This window comes from Streptomyces sp. NPDC048473 (genome assembly GCF_043200155.1).
Lineage (GTDB): Bacteria > Actinomycetota > Actinomycetes > Streptomycetales > Streptomycetaceae > Streptomyces.
Genome location: NZ_JBICXE010000013.1, coordinates 51480 through 69299, shown reverse-complemented (window position 1 = coordinate 69299; position 17820 = coordinate 51480). Strand labels below are relative to the sequence as shown.

15 protein-coding genes are annotated in these 17820 nt (G+C 69.4%); 11 read left to right on the top strand and 4 right to left on the bottom strand.

Annotation, left to right across the window (positions count from 1 at the left end):
- Positions 1–555: 555 nt before the first annotated feature.
- Complete coding sequence (locus tag ACGFU7_RS21745; RefSeq protein ID WP_030931808.1) at positions 556–747, bottom strand: hypothetical protein; 192 nt, start codon at positions 745–747, stop codon at positions 556–558.
- Between the two features lie 172 nt (positions 748–919).
- On the opposite strand from ACGFU7_RS21745, the gene ACGFU7_RS21740 reads away from it, so the two are divergent.
- From ACGFU7_RS21740 to ACGFU7_RS21725, 4 genes are all read left to right on the top strand, one after another.
- The gene (locus tag ACGFU7_RS21740) at positions 920–2053 is read left to right on the top strand and encodes a glutathione-independent formaldehyde dehydrogenase (protein ID WP_393697655.1); all 1134 of its coding nucleotides are present in this window, start codon (positions 920–922) and stop codon (positions 2051–2053) included.
- 733 nt (positions 2054–2786) lie between these two features.
- A complete protein-coding gene (locus ACGFU7_RS21735; RefSeq protein WP_393697654.1) occupies positions 2787–4133 on the top strand; it encodes a discoidin domain-containing protein in 1347 nt (448 codons plus the stop codon).
- Positions 4133–5431 (top strand): MFS transporter, encoded by a 1299-nt coding sequence (locus ACGFU7_RS21730; protein WP_393697653.1) that lies wholly within the window; start codon positions 4133–4135, stop codon positions 5429–5431. Before ACGFU7_RS21735 ends, ACGFU7_RS21730 begins: the two co-directional genes overlap by 1 nt.
- Positions 5428–6444 carry a TolB family protein gene (locus ACGFU7_RS21725; protein WP_393697652.1) on the top strand — a complete coding sequence of 339 codons (1017 nt, stop codon included), beginning with the start codon at positions 5428–5430 and terminating at the stop codon, positions 6442–6444. The genes ACGFU7_RS21730 and ACGFU7_RS21725 overlap by 4 nt, the downstream gene beginning before the upstream one ends.
- Positions 6445–6810: 366 nt before the next feature.
- On the opposite strand, the gene ACGFU7_RS21720 is transcribed toward ACGFU7_RS21725, so the two are convergent.
- Positions 6811–7455: a YbhB/YbcL family Raf kinase inhibitor-like protein gene (locus ACGFU7_RS21720; RefSeq protein ID WP_393697651.1), complete on the bottom strand. Its 645-nt coding sequence runs from the start codon at positions 7453–7455 to the stop codon at positions 6811–6813.
- Between the two features lie 211 nt (positions 7456–7666).
- On the opposite strand from ACGFU7_RS21720, the gene ACGFU7_RS21715 reads away from it, so the two are divergent.
- Together ACGFU7_RS21715 and ACGFU7_RS21710 are read left to right on the top strand one after the other, a co-directional pair.
- The gene (locus tag ACGFU7_RS21715; RefSeq protein ID WP_393697650.1) at positions 7667–8212 is read left to right on the top strand and encodes a DUF1697 domain-containing protein; all 546 of its coding nucleotides are present in this window, start codon (positions 7667–7669) and stop codon (positions 8210–8212) included.
- 73 nt (positions 8213–8285) lie between these two features.
- Positions 8286–9197, top strand: a complete 912-nt coding sequence (locus ACGFU7_RS21710; RefSeq protein ID WP_393697649.1) for a DUF6039 family protein — start codon at positions 8286–8288, stop codon at positions 9195–9197.
- A gap of 77 nt (positions 9198–9274) precedes the next feature.
- Here ACGFU7_RS21710 and ACGFU7_RS21705 read toward each other — a convergent pair whose 3' ends face one another.
- A complete protein-coding gene (locus ACGFU7_RS21705) occupies positions 9275–9991 on the bottom strand; it encodes a PIG-L deacetylase family protein (protein WP_393697648.1) in 717 nt (238 codons plus the stop codon).
- 129 nt (positions 9992–10120) lie between these two features.
- Between ACGFU7_RS21705 and ACGFU7_RS21700 the strand changes: the two genes are divergently transcribed.
- From ACGFU7_RS21700 to ACGFU7_RS21685, 4 genes are read left to right on the top strand one after another with little or no spacing between them, the layout of a single operon-like run.
- Positions 10121–13786, top strand: a complete 3666-nt coding sequence (locus tag ACGFU7_RS21700) for an alpha/beta fold hydrolase (protein WP_393697647.1) — start codon at positions 10121–10123, stop codon at positions 13784–13786.
- Positions 13776–14753 (top strand): LnmK family bifunctional acyltransferase/decarboxylase, encoded by a 978-nt coding sequence (locus ACGFU7_RS21695; RefSeq protein ID WP_393697646.1) that lies wholly within the window; start codon positions 13776–13778, stop codon positions 14751–14753. The genes ACGFU7_RS21700 and ACGFU7_RS21695 overlap by 11 nt, the downstream gene beginning before the upstream one ends.
- Positions 14750–14995, top strand: a complete 246-nt coding sequence (locus tag ACGFU7_RS21690) for an acyl carrier protein (RefSeq protein WP_393697645.1) — start codon at positions 14750–14752, stop codon at positions 14993–14995. Before ACGFU7_RS21695 ends, ACGFU7_RS21690 begins: the two co-directional genes overlap by 4 nt.
- Positions 14992–16230, top strand: coding sequence for a hydroxymethylglutaryl-CoA synthase family protein (locus ACGFU7_RS21685; protein ID WP_393697644.1), 1239 nt, complete (start codon positions 14992–14994; stop codon positions 16228–16230). The genes ACGFU7_RS21690 and ACGFU7_RS21685 overlap by 4 nt, the downstream gene beginning before the upstream one ends.
- Here ACGFU7_RS21685 and ACGFU7_RS21680 read toward each other — a convergent pair.
- On the bottom strand, positions 16206–16445 hold the full coding sequence (locus ACGFU7_RS21680) for a ferredoxin (RefSeq protein WP_393697643.1): 240 nt from the start codon (positions 16443–16445) through the stop codon (positions 16206–16208). The two genes, ACGFU7_RS21685 and ACGFU7_RS21680, sit on opposite strands and share 25 nt — an antisense overlap.
- 156 nt (positions 16446–16601) lie before the next feature.
- Between ACGFU7_RS21680 and ACGFU7_RS21675 the strand changes: the two genes are divergently transcribed.
- Positions 16602–17780: a cytochrome P450 gene (locus ACGFU7_RS21675; RefSeq protein WP_393697642.1), complete on the top strand. Its 1179-nt coding sequence runs from the start codon at positions 16602–16604 to the stop codon at positions 17778–17780.
- Positions 17781–17820: the final 40 nt, after the last annotated feature.

Genomic DNA, 17820 nt, shown 5'->3' with positions numbered 1-17820 from the left:
GCGCCTGCCGCTCTTTCGTCGCAGGCGCACGTGCGCCGTCCTTCTGCCGCAGTTCGGAGGCGAGTTCGCTCAAGACCGGGCGGAGCCGGGTTCTGACCTGGGCGTGGAGGGCGGCGGTGTCCAGGTTGGTCAGTGCGTGGAGGAGGAGGGTCGGTGGGCAGCCGTCGCGGCGGATCGTTGTGCGCCTGACGTCGGCTGACGGCATGTCGACGGCGAAGGTCCAAGGGCCGTGTCAGGGGCGGCGGACAGTTGGAAGACGAAGCGGGCCGGGGCGACGGCGTACTCGGCACAGCCCCCACCGTCGGGCAGGTACACGGCGACAGGGTCCCCGACGGTGAGCCCGTTGACGTCCTTGCCGAGCGCAGCGATGTGCGGGCGGTGAGGCGCTCGGCCGCATCTGACGCGGATGGCCGCTGCCGGCTCGTGTCGCCGGTCGTCACACCGGGCAGCGGGCGGACTGCACCCGACGTGGCCACGTGAGAGCCAAGCGTCGTTTGCCATGATCGTGAAAAGAGAGCCCCGGTGTCTGTGCAGATCACCGTTTGCGCGCCGGGGTCAGCGGTCGGCGATGTCCTCGCGGAGGCCGTCGGAGAATTCCCACCACGACAGCGGAAGCCAGTCGCCGTTGACAAAGGCATCGACAGTCGCGCCGCGACCGCGGACAGTCACCGTCGTTCCTGGCGGGTACGTGGTGCCGGACAGGCCGGGCACTGGGACGAGCAGGGTCCCGAGGCGTTGTGCAGCCACTCAGTGCCCTCCCTTTCCGTTTCTCGGTGCGATACCAGGGCGGATATTTCTCCCGATATTACCGGGTTGTCTGTTGGCTCAGGGCGGAGAATCATGAGAGATGGGCCACGCGGAACAGAGTGGGCGGGGCGGGCGGAAATCGTACGTACATCGCCGAGCGGAGGTGACAGCCATGAAGGCCGTCGTGTACAAGGGGCCGTTCACCGTGGCAGTCGAAGACGTTGAAAAGCCCAGGATCCAGCACCCGAACGACGTGATCGTAAGGATCACCTCCACCGCGATCTGCGGCTCCGACCTGCACATGTACGAGGGCCGTACCGCGGCCGAGCCCGGCATCGTCTTCGGCCACGAGAACATGGGAATCATCGAGGAAATCGGCCAGGGCGTCACCTCGCTCAAGGAGGGCGACCGCGTGGTCATGCCCTTCAATGTCGCCTGCGGGTTCTGCGTCAATTGTGTCGAGGGATTCACCGGATACTGTCAGACCGTCAATCCCGGCTTCGCGGGCGGTGCTTACGGCTATGTCGCCATGGGGCCCTGGGCGGGCGGCCAGGCGGAATTCCTGCGCGTTCCCTACGCCGACTTCAACTGCCTGAAGCTGCCGCCGGGAAACGAGCACGAGACCGACTTCATGCTGCTTGCCGACATCTTCCCCACCGGCTATCACGGCTGTGAACTCGCCCAGGTCCGCCCGGGTGAGAGCGTCGCCGTGTACGGCGCCGGGCCGGTCGGGCTCATGGCCGCCTACTCGGCCCTGCTGCGCGGCGCGAAGAAGGTGTTCGTCGTGGACCGGGTTCCCGAGCGGCTGGAGAAGGCCCGGGAGATCGGCGCGGTTCCGATCAACTTCGCCGAGGGCGATCCCGTGGAGCAGATCAAGGAGCAGACCGAGGGTGTCGGCACGGACAAGGGCGTGGATGCCGTCGGCTACCAGGCGATGGCCCACGGTACTGACCGCGAGGAACCGGCGACCGTCCTGAACTCGCTCGTCGGAACGGTCCGGGCCACCGGAGCGCTCGGCGTGCCCGGCCTCTACGTCCCGGCCGACCCCGGAGGCCCTGACGAACAGGCCAAGCACGGCATGCTCCTCGTCTCGATCGGCAAGCTCTTCGAGAAGGGCCTGCGGATGGGTACGGGGCAGTGCAACGTGAAGCGCTACAACCGGTACCTGCGCGACATGATCATCGAGGGCCGGGCGAAGCCGAGCTTCGTCGTCTCGCATGAACTGACCCTGGACCAGGCGCCGTCGGCGTACGAGAAGTTCGACAAGCGGATCGAGGGCTACACGAAGGTCGTGCTGCACCCGTAGCGGAAGGTCCGACAGCACGCCGTGTGGGCTGGGCTCTCCTGTCCGGCTGAGTGTCAGGTGCCCCGCGGGCAGGCGGCCACCTCGGGGGGACACGGGTCGAACCAGGCGCCGGTCGACAGCCACACGGCCCCGGGGTGAACGGCGTCGCTGATCCGCACCCCGGCCGAGCCGCAGCCGGCGATGGTGCGCGAGAACAGCTCGATCCGCCCGCTGGGGGCCGGCTGCGGGGTCGGCTCGCAAGCCGGCGTAGAGCGCGCGTTGCCCGGCACGGGCGGCGCGAGCCACAGCGTCGAGCTCGGCCGCCAGATCGTCGCGCAGCGGGGCGACGGGCGCGAACCGGGCGCCGTGGGCACGGGCCGCGCGCAGCTGCTCGGCGGTCCGGTGCCTCTCTTCGCCTCACCGACCTGTGCGGCCTCTGCTCCAACACCGTCATCGCCGTCCGCGTACGGCGACATCCCTCACCGAGGCCGCTGCAGAGCCAGTAGCCGGATGTGCCCCGGTGCTGAACGGGATGCGGAGCAAAGGGAGTTGGGGGACTGGTAGGAAAGTTTACTGTTCGCTAGCATTCCGGGCGGTGGCTTGGCGCGGTGCCTGACCCCCCGTGGGCATGACGCGCTCAGTGAGAGCTCTGGCCCGGCCACCGTGATGTTGCCCCCTGCCCGCACGAGGGCCGGGGCGCGAGGTCACGCGCCAATGCCCAGCTCTCGCCACCCCCAAGGCCTGGAGTCCAGGGATGCACCTGAACGGCTCAGCTCCACTCTTCACGCCCACGCGGCGCCGTACGGTGGGCGTGGTCATCGCCGCCGTACTCCTCCTCGTCGGCAGTCTGTTGCTCGCCTACCCCGACCGGGCCGGCGCCGCCGCCGACCCCCTCATTTCGCGTGGCAAGCCCGCCACCGCGTCCTCCAGCGAAGGTTCCGGCCTCGGCCCCCAGAACGCCTTCGACGGCGACCCGGCCACCCGCTGGGCGAGCGCCGAGGGCAAGGACCCGCAGTGGATCCGCGTCGACCTCGGTGCCACCGCCAACATCACGCGGGTGGAGCTGAGCTGGGAGGCCGCGTACGCCAAGGCGTACCGGATCGAGATCTCCGCCGACGGCACCACCTGGACCCGGCTCGCCGACGAGACGGCCGGGAACGGAGGCACCGACGACTGGCCTGCCCTCGCCGGCAAGGGCCGCTATCTGCGCGTGTACGGCACCGCGCGCGGCACTGCCTACGGCTACTCGCTGCACGAGGTCGAGGTGTACGGCACTTTCGACGGCGCGCCCCCGCAGACCGGCGCCTTCACCGTGGTCGCCGCCGGTGACATCGCCGCCCAGTGCACCGCCTCCGACAGCGACTGCGCCCATCCCAAGACCGCCGCACTGGCCCAGAAGCTCAATCCGAAGTTTTATCTGACGATGGGTGACAGCCAGTACGACGACGCCCGGATCGCCGACTTCCGTGCCTACTACGACAAGACCTGGGGCGCGTTCAAGGACAAGACGCATCCGGTACCGGGCAACCACGAGACATACGATCCGGCCGGGTCGCTGGTCGGTTACAAGACGTACTTCGGGGCGGTTGCGTACCCCCAGGGCAAGAGCTACTACAGCTTCGACGAGGGCAATTGGCACTTCATCGCCCTCGACTCCAACTCCTTCGACCAGAGCGCCCAGATCGACTGGCTCAAGGCCGACCTCGCCAAGAACGCCAAGGCGTGCATCGCCGCCTACTGGCACCACCCGCTGTACTCCTCGGGCGGGCACGGCAACGACCCGGTCAGCAGGCCGGTCTGGAAGATCCTTTACGGGGCCAAGGCCGACCTTGTGCTCAACGGGCACGACCACCACTACGAGCGGTTCGCCCCACAGGACCCCGACGGGAAGGCCACCGCCGACGGAATCACCGAGATCGTCGGCGGCATGGGCGGCGCCGAGCCCTACCCCATCGAGAACGTCCAGCCCAACAGTCAGAAGCGGATCAGCGGTGAATACGGCGTCCTGAAACTGGACTTCACCGACTCCGACTACAGCTGGAGTTACGTCGGGACCGACGGCAAGACCAAGGACACCAGCTCCAAGTACGCCTGCCACTGATGTATCTGGCGACCACAGGCCGCCGGGATGCGCCGGCCCCGCCCCGCACAGGCGGGGCGGGCCGACGCGTCCCCGGCACCGTCCTGGCACTCGGCACGGTCAGCCTCGTCACCGACATCTCCTCCGAGATGGTCACCGCGGTGCTGCCGCTCTACCTCGTCCTCGGACTCGGTCTCTCACCTCTCCAATTCGGATTCCTGGACGGCCTGTTCAACGGCGCCACCTCCGTCGTGCGGCTGCTCGGCGGGCACGCCGCCGACCGCGGCCGCCGCCACAAACGGGTCGCCGGGATCGGCTACACACTCTCCGCCTGCTCCCGGCTCGGCCTGCTGCTCGCAGGCGGCGCCACCGCCGGGATCGCGGCTGCCCTCGCGGCAGACCGGGTCGGCAAGGGCATCCGTACGGCGCCCCGTGACGCGCTGATCACCTTGAGCAGCCGACCCGAGGCGCTCGCCCGGTCCTTCGGCGTGCACCGGGCGATGGACACCACGGGCGCCCTGCTCGGCCCGCTCGCCGCGTTCGCCCTGCTCTGGGCGACCGCCGACGCCTACGACGCGGTGTTCGTCGTCAGCTTCTGCGTCGGCCTGCTCGGGGTACTGCTCCTCGTCCTGTACGTTCCCGCACACCCCCCGACCCCACCGATGGACTCAACTCCACGTACACCCAAGGTATTTGGGGCACTCCGCGATCCCGCCTTCCGGCGGATCCTCGGTGCCGCCGCCCTGCTCGGTGCCGCCACTGTCGGTGACGCCTTCGTCTACCTCCTGCTCCAGCGCCGCCTCGGCCTACCCGTCGGCTGGTTCCCGCTGCTGCCGCTCGGTGCGGCGGCGAGCTATCTGCTGCTCGCGGTCCCGGCGGGCCGCATCGCGGACCGGGTCGGCCGACAGCTGCCGTTCCTGTACGGACACGTCGCGCTGCTCGGCGTGTACGCCACGCTCCTCGCCCCGACCGGCGGCCCGGCCCTGCTTCTTCTTGTGCCCGTCCTCGTGCTGCTCGGCGTCTTCTACGCCACCACCGACGGGGTGCTGATGGCCCTGGCCGGACCCGCGCTGCCCGCCGATGGCAGGGCGGGCGGACTCGCCCTCCTCCAGACCGGCCAGGCGCTGGCCCGGATGCTCGCCGCGGCGGGCTTCGGCGCCGCGTGGACGGTGTGGGGGCCTCGCCCCGCGCTGTGGGCGGCGGTATCGGCCCTGCTCGCCGCGCTCGCGGGCGGCTGGGCGCTGCTGCCGCGCAACCCGTCAGGTACCCCGGCGCCCGAGGGGCCGGGAGCCCAGATCCCCGAGAGGCGGACCGCATGAGTGCCAGGTTCCCGAGAGCCGCGACCCCGCTGAGCCCTCGGGCCCGTATCGCCGTAGTGGTGGCCGCGGTGCTACTCCTCGCGGGCGGCTCCGTCGGGTACGCCCTGCACGCGGAACACCGGTCGCAGGGGCAACGGGCCGACGCCGACGCTTCGTTCACTCTCGGCGGGCCCGCGCTGTACTTCCGGGACACGGCCACAGGACGCGTCGCGCATCAGCCGCGAGCTGGAGACTCCGGCGCCCGTACCACCGGCGGACCCTCCTGCGACCGGTTCTACGCCTCCGGTGATACCGCGCTCTGCCTGCGCGCCGAGCCCGGGGTGCTGCCGAAGACCTACGCAATCGTTCTCGACCGGCGGCTGCGCGAGGTGCGCCGGATCACCGTGCCGGGCGTTCCCACTCGCGCCCGCGTCTCCGCGTCCGGGCGGATGCTGTCCTGGACGGTGTTCGCCACCGGTGACTCGTACGCCACCACCGCCTTCTCCACGCGGACCGCCGTCCTCGACCTGCGCACCGGCTACCTCATCAAGTCCATGGAGGAGATCCCCCTCACCATCGACGGTGTCCGCTACCACGCCCCCGACGTCAACTACTGGGGGGTGACCTTCGCCCGCGACGACAATCGCTTCTACGCGACCGTCTCCACCAAGGGCCGCACCTATCTCGTCGAGGGGAACATGAAGGACTGGTCGGCGAAGGCGCTGCGGCAGAACGCCGAGTGTCCCTCCCTGTCGCCCGACAACACCCGGATCGCCTTCAAGAAGAAGGTTTCCGACAACCCGGCCGCGCCCTGGCGGCTGTACGTCCTCGACCTGCGGACCATGCGTGAGACGCCGCTCGCCGAGACACGCAGCGTCGACGACCAGGCGGCCTGGCTGGACGACGGCACGGTCGCCTACTCGCTGCCGGGCACGGCCGGCCGGGCGAGCGACATCTGGACCGTCCCCGCAGACGGTACCGGGGCACCCCGCGTGGCCGTGGCGGGCGGGTCGTCGCCGGTGGTGGTGGGCTGAGCGAGGCGGCCCGGTGCAGAAGCAGCCCACCCAGCAGGGCTGCCGTCGTCCCTGCAAAGCGGTACACCGGAGGGAGGCAGGGTTCGAGGGGCCGGCAGGCTCCAGTGCCGCCCCTCACCTGTGGACCGGGGTTCGGCAGGGGACCCGCTGGCCCGTGCGGTGTGCACCGGGTTCGGACGATGCATCATCCGGCCGGCGCGACGGCCCTCGCTATGAACCCGCGACTCGGATATGCCAGACGCCGTCCGGGACCGACCCGTGCCGCCTCGACGGACCGGAATCCACTCGCACGCGGGGACCGTGTGCGCGGCGGGGGCCGGGACGCACCGTCCCGGCCCTTCGTCGTGATCGCTGTGCGGGGACCGGTCAGAGTCCGGTCAGTACGGTGCGGTACCCCGCCGCCAGCGCGTGCTCCTGCATGACGACATTGACAGCGGCCATCGGCAGGTCCGGCGGAACCTCGATGTCGGCGGTGTCCAGCGCGGCCACGGTGAACACATAGCGGTGCGCACGGTCCCCGGGCGGCGGGCACGCCCCGCCGTAACCGGTCATCCCGAAGTCGGTCCTGCCGAGCACCGAGGGAGCGGGCAGACCCGGATTGCCTGGCGTTCCCGCGCCTTCGGGCAGCGAGGTCGTGCCGGCCGGGATGTTCCAGACGGACCAGTGCCAGAATCCACTGGAGGTCTTGGAGTCCAGGTCGAACAGCGAGATCAGATAGCTTTTGGTCCCGGCAGGCGCACCGGACCACCGGATCGCGGGCGACTTGTTCCCGCCGGTGCAGCCGCCCCAGTCGAGCAGGTTCTCCTGCCCGAAGGTCCCGTCCGGCGGAATGTCGGGCAGGGCCACGGAGAACCTCGGGAGGGACGCGGGCAGCGCCGGGCGCTGAGCCACCGTGAGGACATCATCCTGGTGATGCCGTGCCCCGGTGGAGGGTTGGGCCACGGCGAACGTGGTGACGAGGGTGGTGGTGGCCGCGACCGCCAGGGCGGTGATCGTCCGTTTCAAGCGCACGTCTGGTCCTTTCGGGCGTGAGTCCGTTGCGCCGCGCAGCCTGCCGGAGGCCCGGGGCTTCCCGCTGCCCAAGGTTGAGCGGTGCCCCGAGGCGCAGTGTGCGCAGGGCCGTACGCCGCTGTCCGCGTCTCCCGGGTGGGGCCTGTCCGTTGCCGCTATGGTGTCGGGCGCAGACCGAGGTTCCCCCTTTCTTGCGGACAGGTGGTTGGATTTGCTGTACATCGCGTTCTTGCGCGGGATGAATGTGCCGGGCCGTTCGGTGAAGATGGAGTACTTGCGCAGCCTGTTCACGGACATGGGATTCGACTCCGTGCGCAGCTACATCCAGAGCGGGAACGTCTTCTTCGAGTCCGACGAGACCGACCGTGCCGTGCTCAGTACCCAGATCGGTGACCATCTCAGAGAGACGCTCGGCTACGAGGTCGCGGTCTGTCTGCGTACGGTCCCGGAACTGGAGGCGCTGATCGCGCTCGACCCGTTCAAGGAAGTCACGGTCACCAACGACATGCGCTGCTGCGTGGTGTTCACGACCGAGCGGATCGATGCGGACCTGGCTCTGCCGCTGATCTCCCCGAAGAAGGACATGGAGATCATCGGCAGCACCGCGTACGACGCCTTTGTCGTCTGGTATCTGATCAACGGCAAGGCACCCGCGGCCAAGGGCTTCCAGGAACGTGCGCTGGGCCACGACGCGACGACGCGCTACTTCCACACCGTGGTGAAGATTCTCGACGCGGCCAGGAAGGGTGCGTCCTGACGCTCAATTCTGGGCGGTTCCCGAGGCCGTCCATCGCCTAGAACAGGTTCAGCCGACGAGAGGGCAGCTACCCATGACCGTCACCGAACCCACCCCGAGCGTGACCGGCCCGACGCCGACCGCTCTGGACCAGACCTCACTCCCCATCGAGGAACTCCTGCACTCGGCCAACGCAGGGATGATCATCCACCGGACCGGCCAGCTCGCGTACGAGTTCTCGACCGAGGGCCGGCAGTGGAGCGTCGACCTGCTGGACCACATCAACAAGGCGCAGCTCGGTGTCTGCACCACCTTCTGCTACGAGGAGGTGTTCGGCACCCGCGACCGTCTTCACTGGCTGATCCAGATGAAGGCACCCAACGACTACAGCAAGCTCCTCGACATGGTCGAGCACGACGACAAGTACCTCGACATCGCGACCAAGGAGGACCGTCTGCCGGAGGCCAAGGGAGGCGGCAACTGGGAGCGGATGTTCACCTACGGTTCGCTCCAGGAGCGGATCATGCTCGGCCAGCACGGACTGATCCACGACGACCACTCCCATAAGGACACCGGCACGTTCGTGCCGCCCGCCGGGGCGCAGCTGAGCCAGCCGGCCGAGCTCCAGCTGAACTCGGCCAACGCGGGCGCGATCGTCATGCGCAGCGCGGAGGTGCTCTACGAATTCCGCGAAGAGGGACGCCAGTTCGCGTTCAACTGGCAGGGCCATGTGAACCGGGAGCTGGCCGGACGGGTCACCTCGCTGCTGTATGAGGAGACCTTCGGCCAGCAGGACCGTATCCACTGGCTGATCCACCTGCGCACCCTGGAGGACTACCGCGCACTGGCGGAGTTCGACCGTTCCAGTCGCACCGCCGAGGAGGTGTACGGTGCCGAGCGCCTGCACCCGAGCAAGGGCGGCGGCAAGTGGGACCGGCTGTTTCGTCCGGCGAGCATCAAGGACACCCTGCTGATACCTCATCAGCGCACCACACCGCTTCGCTGAGCAGGCGGCGGCCGAGCCCCGTGGGCCCGTACACCTCGGTGTACGGGCCCACGGCGCTGGTCGGGCGGCCGAACCGCTCAGCGCACAAGAAGCTCGAAAGGCACCGCGGCCTCGAGTCCGGCACGGGCCCCGGTCGCGGTGAGATATCCGGTGAGCGGCCCCCGTACGTCGGCGAACCGCGGTCCCAGCGCCGCCAGATACGCGGCGTGCGCCTCCACCGAGGCCACCGCGCTGTCGAGATGGCCACCGACATCCGCCGCGTGGGTGGGAACCGGCGACGAGGCGATGGCCACATAACGGACCCCCGCCCACGGTTCGAGATCGAGATCCGGGAAGATCCAGCGGTTCCCCGCGTCCCCCACGGCATCCAGGACCGCCCGCCCGGTGTTGCGGTGATCGGCCATGTTCCAGCCGCCGCCGATGGCCCGGTCGTGGTGGTTGCAGGTGATCACCAGCTCCGGCCGGTGCCGGCGGATCGCGGCGGCGATGTCGCGGCGCAGCGGCAGCCCGTGCTCGACGGACCCGTCGGGGTGGTCGAGGAACTCCACCGGCGCCGCGCCGACGATCCGCGCACTGGCCAGTTGCTCGTCGGCCCGCACCTTCGCGGACTCGGCGGGGCTCATGCTGTCGATCCCGGCCTCTCCATGGGTGACGAGTACATACGCCACGCTCTTTCCGGAGGCGGTCCAGGCCGCGACGGCGCCCGAGGAGCCGAACTCCATGTCGTCCGGGTGGGCAACCACCGCGAGCGCCCGGTTCCAGTCGTCGGGCATCGGTTCGAGAGTGTCGGCCATGGTGTTCTCCATCCCTGGGTGTGGGTGGTGCGACGGTCCATGTAATCGATCCTCCGGGCGTGCTCTCTGCTCAGATTTGGGCAGGCGGGACGGATCGCCGTCGTTACTGTCGGGCCCTGGAGGTGGCCGATGAAGCCGACGGAACTGACCACCCTGGTCCGTGACCGGCTCGCCGATGTGATCGGAGTGCCGGCCGGGGACATCGCCGATGGTGCGCCGTTCGACGACCTCGGTGTCGATTCCATCCTGCGGATGGAGCTGGTCCGCTCGCTCAGCCAGGACCTCGGGGTCGAGTTGCAGGCGGCCGAGGCGTACGACCACGACACCGTCACACTGCTGGCGAAGCTGTTCGCGCAGACGGTGGCGGCACGGGATGCCGGAACCAGTGGGCCGAGCGCTCCGCAGACCGGTCCGCCGGACGGACCGGTGGCCGCGACGGTGGCCGAGCCCGGGCCCCGCGCCGACCACCGCGCCGAAGAGCCGACCGGTGCCGTATCGGGTGCTGCGGACGGGGATCTCGCGGAGGAACTGGCGGCGCTGGCCGCCGAGGTCACCGGCCGGGCGTTCGACCGGGACGCCGCCTTCGCCGACAACGGGTTCACCTCGTTCGACATGCTCCGGATGATCAGTGTCCTGGAGAAACGCCTCGGCTCGCTGCCCAAGACGCTGCTGTTCGATCAGCCAACGGTGACCGGACTCGCCGCGCACCTGGCCGACGGGTACGGCCCTGTCACCCTCGGCGCGGTCGGCGGCGCGGGCGGCGGACCGGCGGGCCGGTCAGCGCAGCCTCCGGCCGCGGCCCGCCCGGCGGCCGACGGAGAGCCGGCCGTACTCGTCAAACGCGAACTCATGGACCAGCCCGTCCTGGCTGCGGTCCTGGAGGATCTCCACACACGGCATGCGGTGGAGAGCGGTCTCGCCGGACGGGACATCGCCCCCCTGGCCTTCCTCGGCTCCCGCAGGTCGGCCTACTTCAACTTCTCCGAACGGGACGGAAACCTCTTCTCCTGGAGCTACGTCGGCAGCGACGAGGACTTCGCCCCGCTCGCGGCCGAGTATGTGACCTACGCGCGCAGGAACGGGCTGAAGGCCAACTTCCTCGCGCTGATCCCGCTCGCCGAAGCCGGCGGTGTCCCGCTCACCGCAACGCCGTTCGGCGCGGTCCAACGGCTGGAGAACCTCGGTTCGTTCAGCCTGGACGGCGGGCCCATGTCCCGCCTGCGCTATCTCGTCCGGCGCGCCGAACGGCTGGGGGAGTGGCGCACGGTCGAATACCGCAGCGGCAGCGATCCCGCCACCGACGGCCGGATCGCCTCGATGATCGACTCCTGGACCGGCAACAAACAGATGACCAATCCGTATATCTCGGTGGTGAAGGAGGAGATCCGGTCCGGACAACTGGCCCCGCGTTACCGCCCGTTCCTGACCTATCTCGATGACGAGCTGGTCAATGTCGTGATCGTCACCGATCTGCCCGCCGCCAACGGATATCTGCTCGACGTGGAGTTCTATCCGCCCGCGATGCCGCTCGGCGGACTCGACCTGGCGATCGTACGGATCATCGGTCAACTGGCCGCGGAGGGCTGCGACACCTTCAGCTTCGGGGCCAGCTTCGGAGTGAGCATCGCCGATTCGGCGACCAGCGAACCGGAGGTCGAGCAGGGCCTCACCGAGCTCCGGTCCGCCGGGATCTTCGGTGAGGGGAACTTCCAGTTCAAGAACAAGTTCCGGCCGCTCAACACCCCCATCTATCTGTGCCGTCCGGCCGACGAGGAACCCACGTCCGTCTCGGATGTGATCCTGATGATCGCCGACCCCCGGCTCACTCCCGCCGCCACCGGGACGACGGCCCCCGCCCAGCAGACGGCCCCGGATCCTCAGCGCCGTACGCGGAGCGAGCGTACCGAGGATCCTGCGCCCGGCCCGGTGGCCGAACGCGAACGGCTGCTCGCCGCACACCATCACAACACCGCACTGCTCCCGGCGGGCTTCCCCGGCCTCGATCTCGCGGCCGGTGCCTGGTGGTACGACGGCGACGGCGGTGACGCGCAGCGGATGGCGCAGCTCGCGGCCCGCGCAGGCGGTGAGACGCCCCCGGACTGGATTCCGCAGCCCCACATCGCCCTGTTCGCCTCGCGCTCGGCCGCACTCGCCGCGCTGGGCCGCTGCCTGCCCGGACCCCGGCCGTACACACGGGTGACGCCCGCACCCGGGGACGCCCCGGAACGGCTGCGGGCCGCGCTCGCCGCGGCGCCGCCGGACACGGTGGCGGTGCTCGACGCCACCCGGCTGCTGGAGTGCGCCGCCGGAGCCTGCGACGTGCCCGCGAACCTCACCGCCCTGCTCGCCACCGCCGATGTCGCGGTGCTGTCCCTGCCCGCGGAACACGGTGTTCCCTACGGTGCCCTGCTGGCCTGTCGCGACGCCGCCCTGGCCGGACGGATCGAGGAACAGGTCCTGCTGTACGGCGAGGGACTGAGCCTCGGCGCCCGCCGGATCGTGTGCGCGGCGCTCGCGGACCCCGGGGCGTCCGCCGCGCGCGTGGTACGGCGGACCGCTGCGGTGGCCCGGCTCGGCGCCCGGCTGTCCGACGCCGGGCTGCCCGTACTCGACCCGGGCCACGGCCACCAAGTCCTTCTCGATCTGGGCAAACTGGCACAGCTGAGCGACCACGGCAACCGGGTCGTCTCCGCTCTCGTCTGGATCTACCGGGAGACGGGCGTCAGGGCCGGACCCGTACCCGGCGACGACGGTGACCGGCTCGTGCGTTTCGCGGTGCCCCCGGAACTGCCGGCGGCCCGACTCGACGCCGCGGCCGACGCACTTGTCGCTCTGGCCACCTCGGCCACGAATGTGCCGGAGCTGATGGCGGTGGACGGCGGGGGCGGCTTCCACCCGCGCGAAGCCGTTCCCGAGGACATCCAGCAGGAGCTGGAGGAGGGGTACGCGCCCGGGGACGACAACGGTGCCGTGCTGCGCGAGCGGCAGCCGGACGTACGGCGTGAGCTGCTGCGGATCGGGGACGCCGATGTCGAGGTGTTCACCGCGGGCTCGGGCCCCGCGCTCCTGCTGATGACGCCGTTCAACGTCGGTGCCGGGGTGTTCGCGGAACAGTTCGCCGCCCTGGCCGACCGGTACACCGTGATATGCGTCCACCACCCCGGTGTCGGGGCATCGACCGTGGGCTCGGAACTGAGCCTGGCCGGCATGGCCAGGACGGACCTGTCGGCCGTCCGCCGGCTCGGCGTCACCGGACCGGTGCATGTGGCCGGGTCGTCTTTCGGCGGGCTGGTGGCCCTCACCTTCGCACTCGAACTCCCCGACGACACCGCGTCACTGACCCTGATCGGCAGCTCGGCCACCCTCAACAACCGGGAGGGCGAGATCAACCGGCTCGACGTGGTTGCCGACCGGGACCTCTCGTACGCGGCCGAGGGCAGTGGTTCACGCCGGTTGCGCCGCGAACGCGAGGCGCACCGCACCCACCTGCTGCGCTCCGAGAGCATGGACCCCTACAGCGGGCTGCGCTACCTCGATGTGTTCGCGGCGACGCCCGACCTCGGGCCCCGACTGGCCGACATCGCCGCACCGGTCCAGATCGTGCACGGACACTGGGACACCGTCGTCCCGATCGCGACCGGCCGCCGGCTCCATTCGGCGATCCCCGGCTCCCGCTTCCACGAAATCCGTGACGCGGGCCATTTCCCGGCGGTGACCTGTGCGACGGCACTCAACGCCGTACTGCACGGGTTCCTCACCGTCGCCGGACGCAAAGGCAGCGCAGATGAAGGATGAGACGGATACGCCGGGACTCGTGGGCTGGGCGTCGCCGCGCGTTCTGGACCGCAGCACGGTCAGCCGGGATGTCACCGTGGCCCCGGGCATGTGCGGCACCGGTCTATTCGTGGGGCAGCTGGGGGACTGGACCTGGGAGGCGGTGAGCGCCCTGTGCGGAGTCGATGTGTTCGCCGCCAAGAACCGGCAGGGCCAGCCCGTCTATCTGTCGTTCTACTACTTCCGGATCCGGGCCGGGCGCCGCTTCCATGTGGGCGCCCTGAATTTCGGCGACCGGCTGAGGGTGACCTCCGGTCTGTTCAACTACGGAAGCGAATCGGTGCTCGCCCTGCACACCGTACGCAGGCAGGACAGCAACACCCCGGCGGACGAGGGCCCGTTCGACCCTGAGGCGTTCTACACGGGCAAGGACGAGGACTGCCTGTACGTCGAAAACTTCAACCGCTGGATCAGCCGGGGACGCACCGCCAGCAACGAGGACCTCGTGCGCTCCTCGCCCCCCGACTTCCACTACGCCGCACTTCCCCGGCTGCCCGCCCCCCACTCACCGCGAGCCGACTACCGCAACGCCCGGACGCACCGGACCTTCCTCGACGGCGAGCCCCCCGGACGGCTGCCGACCGGGCCGACCCGGCTGACGTACGCGGTCGACGCCACCCGGGACATCAACGGAGTCGGGCTGCTGTACTTCGCCTCCTATTTCTCCATCACCGACTGGGCCCTGCTGCGCCACTGGCGCCGGCTCGGCCGCAACGTCCGTGACTTCATGCGCCGTACGGTCCTGGACCAGCGGATGTGCTACCTCGGCAACGCGGACCCCGAGGCCGAACTGGCCATCGAGGTCACCGGCTGGGTCCGGCCGGGCACACCCCACGACGAGATCGTGACCGTGGTGCTGGAGAACACCGGCACCGGCCAGGTCATCGCCGTCAGCACCCTGCACGTCACGACGGAGGGAACACAGTGACCAGGGACGAGATGCGCGGACTCGTCCATGAGGCGATCACGGACATCCTGCCGAGCGTCGCCCCCGAGCGGATCACCGACGCGGCGCATCTGCGGGACCTGGGGGCCGATTCGGTCGACCGTGTGGAGATCATCATCTCCCTCCAGGACCGGCTGGGCATCGACCGGCCGATGGCGGAGTTCAGCGACATCCCGGACATCGGCGCGCTCGTCGGTTTTCTCTGGAAGGTGAGGCCGCAGTGATCGGCATCGAGGCACTCAATGTGTACTGCGGACCCGCCCGGATCCCGGTCCCCGTCCTGTTCGAGGGGCGGGGTCTCGACCCCAAGCGGCTCGGGAACCTGCTGATGGACGAACGGGCGGTGAACCTGCCGGTCGAGGACACGGTGACCAATGCGGTCAACGCCGCCGCGCCCCTGGTGAGGGCCCTCGACGACGAGGCGAGATCACGCATCGAGATACTGATCGTCTCCACCGAATCGGGCGTGGACTACAGCAAGTCGGTGAGCTCCTATGTGCACGAGCATCTGGGACTCAGCCGCAACTGCCGCATGGTGGAGGTCAAACAGGCCTGCTACGCGGCCACCGCCGCGCTCCAGCTCTGCGCCGGCTATCTCGCCTCCGCCGCCTCGCCCGGCGGCAAGGCTCTCGTCATCGGCAGCGACGTGGCACTGGTGGACGCCCGCGCCGAGTACGCCGAACCCGCTACCGGCGCGGGCGCGGCCGCTGTACTGATCAGTGACGAGCCGCGGATACTCCGGCTGGATCTCGGCGCCTTCGGTACCTACGGCTACGAGACGCTCGACTCGGCCCGCCCCGGGCCGGAGTTCGACATCGCCGACTCCGACCGCTCCCTGTTCGCCTACCTTGACTGCCTGGCGAACTCCTACCGCGACTACACCTCCAAGGTGGAGTCGGTCGACCTGCGCAAGACCTTCGGCCAGCTGGCCATGCACACCCCGTTCGCCGGCATGGTCAGGGCTGCCCACCGCAAGCTGATGCGTGACAACACGGACGCGGCGCAGCCCGAGATCGCCGAGGACTTCGAGCGCCGGGTGGTCCCGTCCCTCGTCTACCCGCGCCAGGTCGGCAACCTCTGCTCCGCCTCGGTCTATCTGGCCCTGTGCAGCCTCATCGACTGTGCCGTGGACACGGCGGACATGCGGGTCGGGCTGTTCTCGTACGGCTCGGGCTGCGCCTCGGAATTCTTCAGCGGAGTCCTCGCGCCCGGCGCCGCAGCCGAACTGGCCGCGCTGCGCATCGGTGAACGGCTGCGCGAACGCGTGGAGTTGACCTTCGACGAGTACGAGGCGCTGCTCGCCGAGAACTCCCGGTGCCTGACTCCCGTCGCCCACCGCACGACGGACCTGGACCGTTACGCGCCGCTGGCCCGCAGGGCGATGGGGGACCGGCACATGCTCGTCCTCACGGGTGTCGAGGACTACCACCGCACCTACGCCTGGCTGCCGGACGACTGAGACCGAGGCCCGTCCGGCCCGGCCGTCTCGTCCAGAGCGATGGCACGGGCCGGGCACATCGTGACGGCCTCGTAAACCCGGTCAGCCAGTTCCGACGGCGGACCGGGGTCGAGGAGTACCACAAAACCGTCCTCGTCCTGGTCGAACACCTCCGGGGCCGCCCATGCGCAGCGGCCTGCTCCGACGCAGCTCTCCTCATCCACCTGTATACGCATGCGGCCAGGCTAGGCATCCTGTCGAGCCTCCGCTGAACAGGATTGAGCAGGTTTGCGAGAACCGAACGAAGTGCTCAATCTTGAGTGGCTCGCAGGTTTCCACCCGGGCCAGGCTGCGCACTGTCTGAAATACGCCTGGGAGAGGTGACAACGGTCGTGCCGGATTCCTACCCGATGAACCGAACCTGCCCCTTCGACCCTGCGCCAGAGCTCGCCGAACTACGCCGCCGGCCGTCCATCTCGCGGGTGCGGCTGGAGTTCGACGACAGCATGGTCTGGCTGATCACCAAGTACGAAGACGCCTGCACCGTGCTGCGCGACACCCGGTTCAGCTCCGACTTCAACCGACCTGGATTCCCCGCCCGGTTGACGTCCCGCCCGCCGGGGCCCGGAACGTTCATCAGGATGGACCCGCCGGACCAGACCAGGCTGCGCGGCCTGCTGGTGCCGGAGTTCAGGCTGAAGCGGGTCCAGGAACTGCGCCCGATGATCCAGGGGATCGTCGACCGGCTGCTCGACGAGATGATCGCCAAGGGCTCGCCGGCCGACCTGATCGAATCCTTCGCGCTGCCGCTGCCGTTCGTGATCATCACCGAACTGCTCGGCGTCCCCGACGAGCACCGGGAGTTCTTCTACGAAACCACCAACATGATCGGCGACCAGAGCATCAGCACCGCCGAGCGGATGACGGTGCGCACCAAGCTCAGGTCGTTCCTGGAAGAGCTCGTCAGCAGCAAGGAGGCACACCCCACGGGCGATCTGCTCAGCCGGATCCTGGAACGCCGCGAGGGGGCGGAGGTCAGCCGTGAGGAGGTCATCGGCATCGCCACCCTGCTGATGGTCGCCGGGTACGAGACGGTGGCCAGCCAGATCGGTGTGAGCACGCTGGTGCTGCTCCAGCACCCGGAGCAGCTCGCCGAGCTGAAGGCCGACCCGTCCCTGATGGACGACGCCATCGAGGAGCTCGTACGCCACCAGACCGTCACCGATTACGGTGCCCGGCGCGTGGCGACCGAGGACGTGCGGGTAGGTGGAGAACTCATCAGGGCGGGCGAGGGCGTGCTGGTGGTCCTCGGCTCGGCCAACCGTGACGAGTCGGTGTTCGCCGACCCCGACCGGTGGGACATGCACCGGGGTGCAAGGGAGCACCTCGGCTTCGGCTTCGGGCCGCACCAGTGCCCGGGGCAACTGCTCGCACGCGCACAACTGGAGATCGCGCTCAACACCTTGTTCCGGAGGCTGCCCGATCTGAAGGTGGCCACATCGATCGAGGAGGTTCCGTTCCGTGGAGACATGTTCGTCTACGGCGTCCACCGGCTTCCCGTTACCTGGTAACGAGCAGGTCGGCCCGGTTCCTGCCGCATCTGTCCCGCAG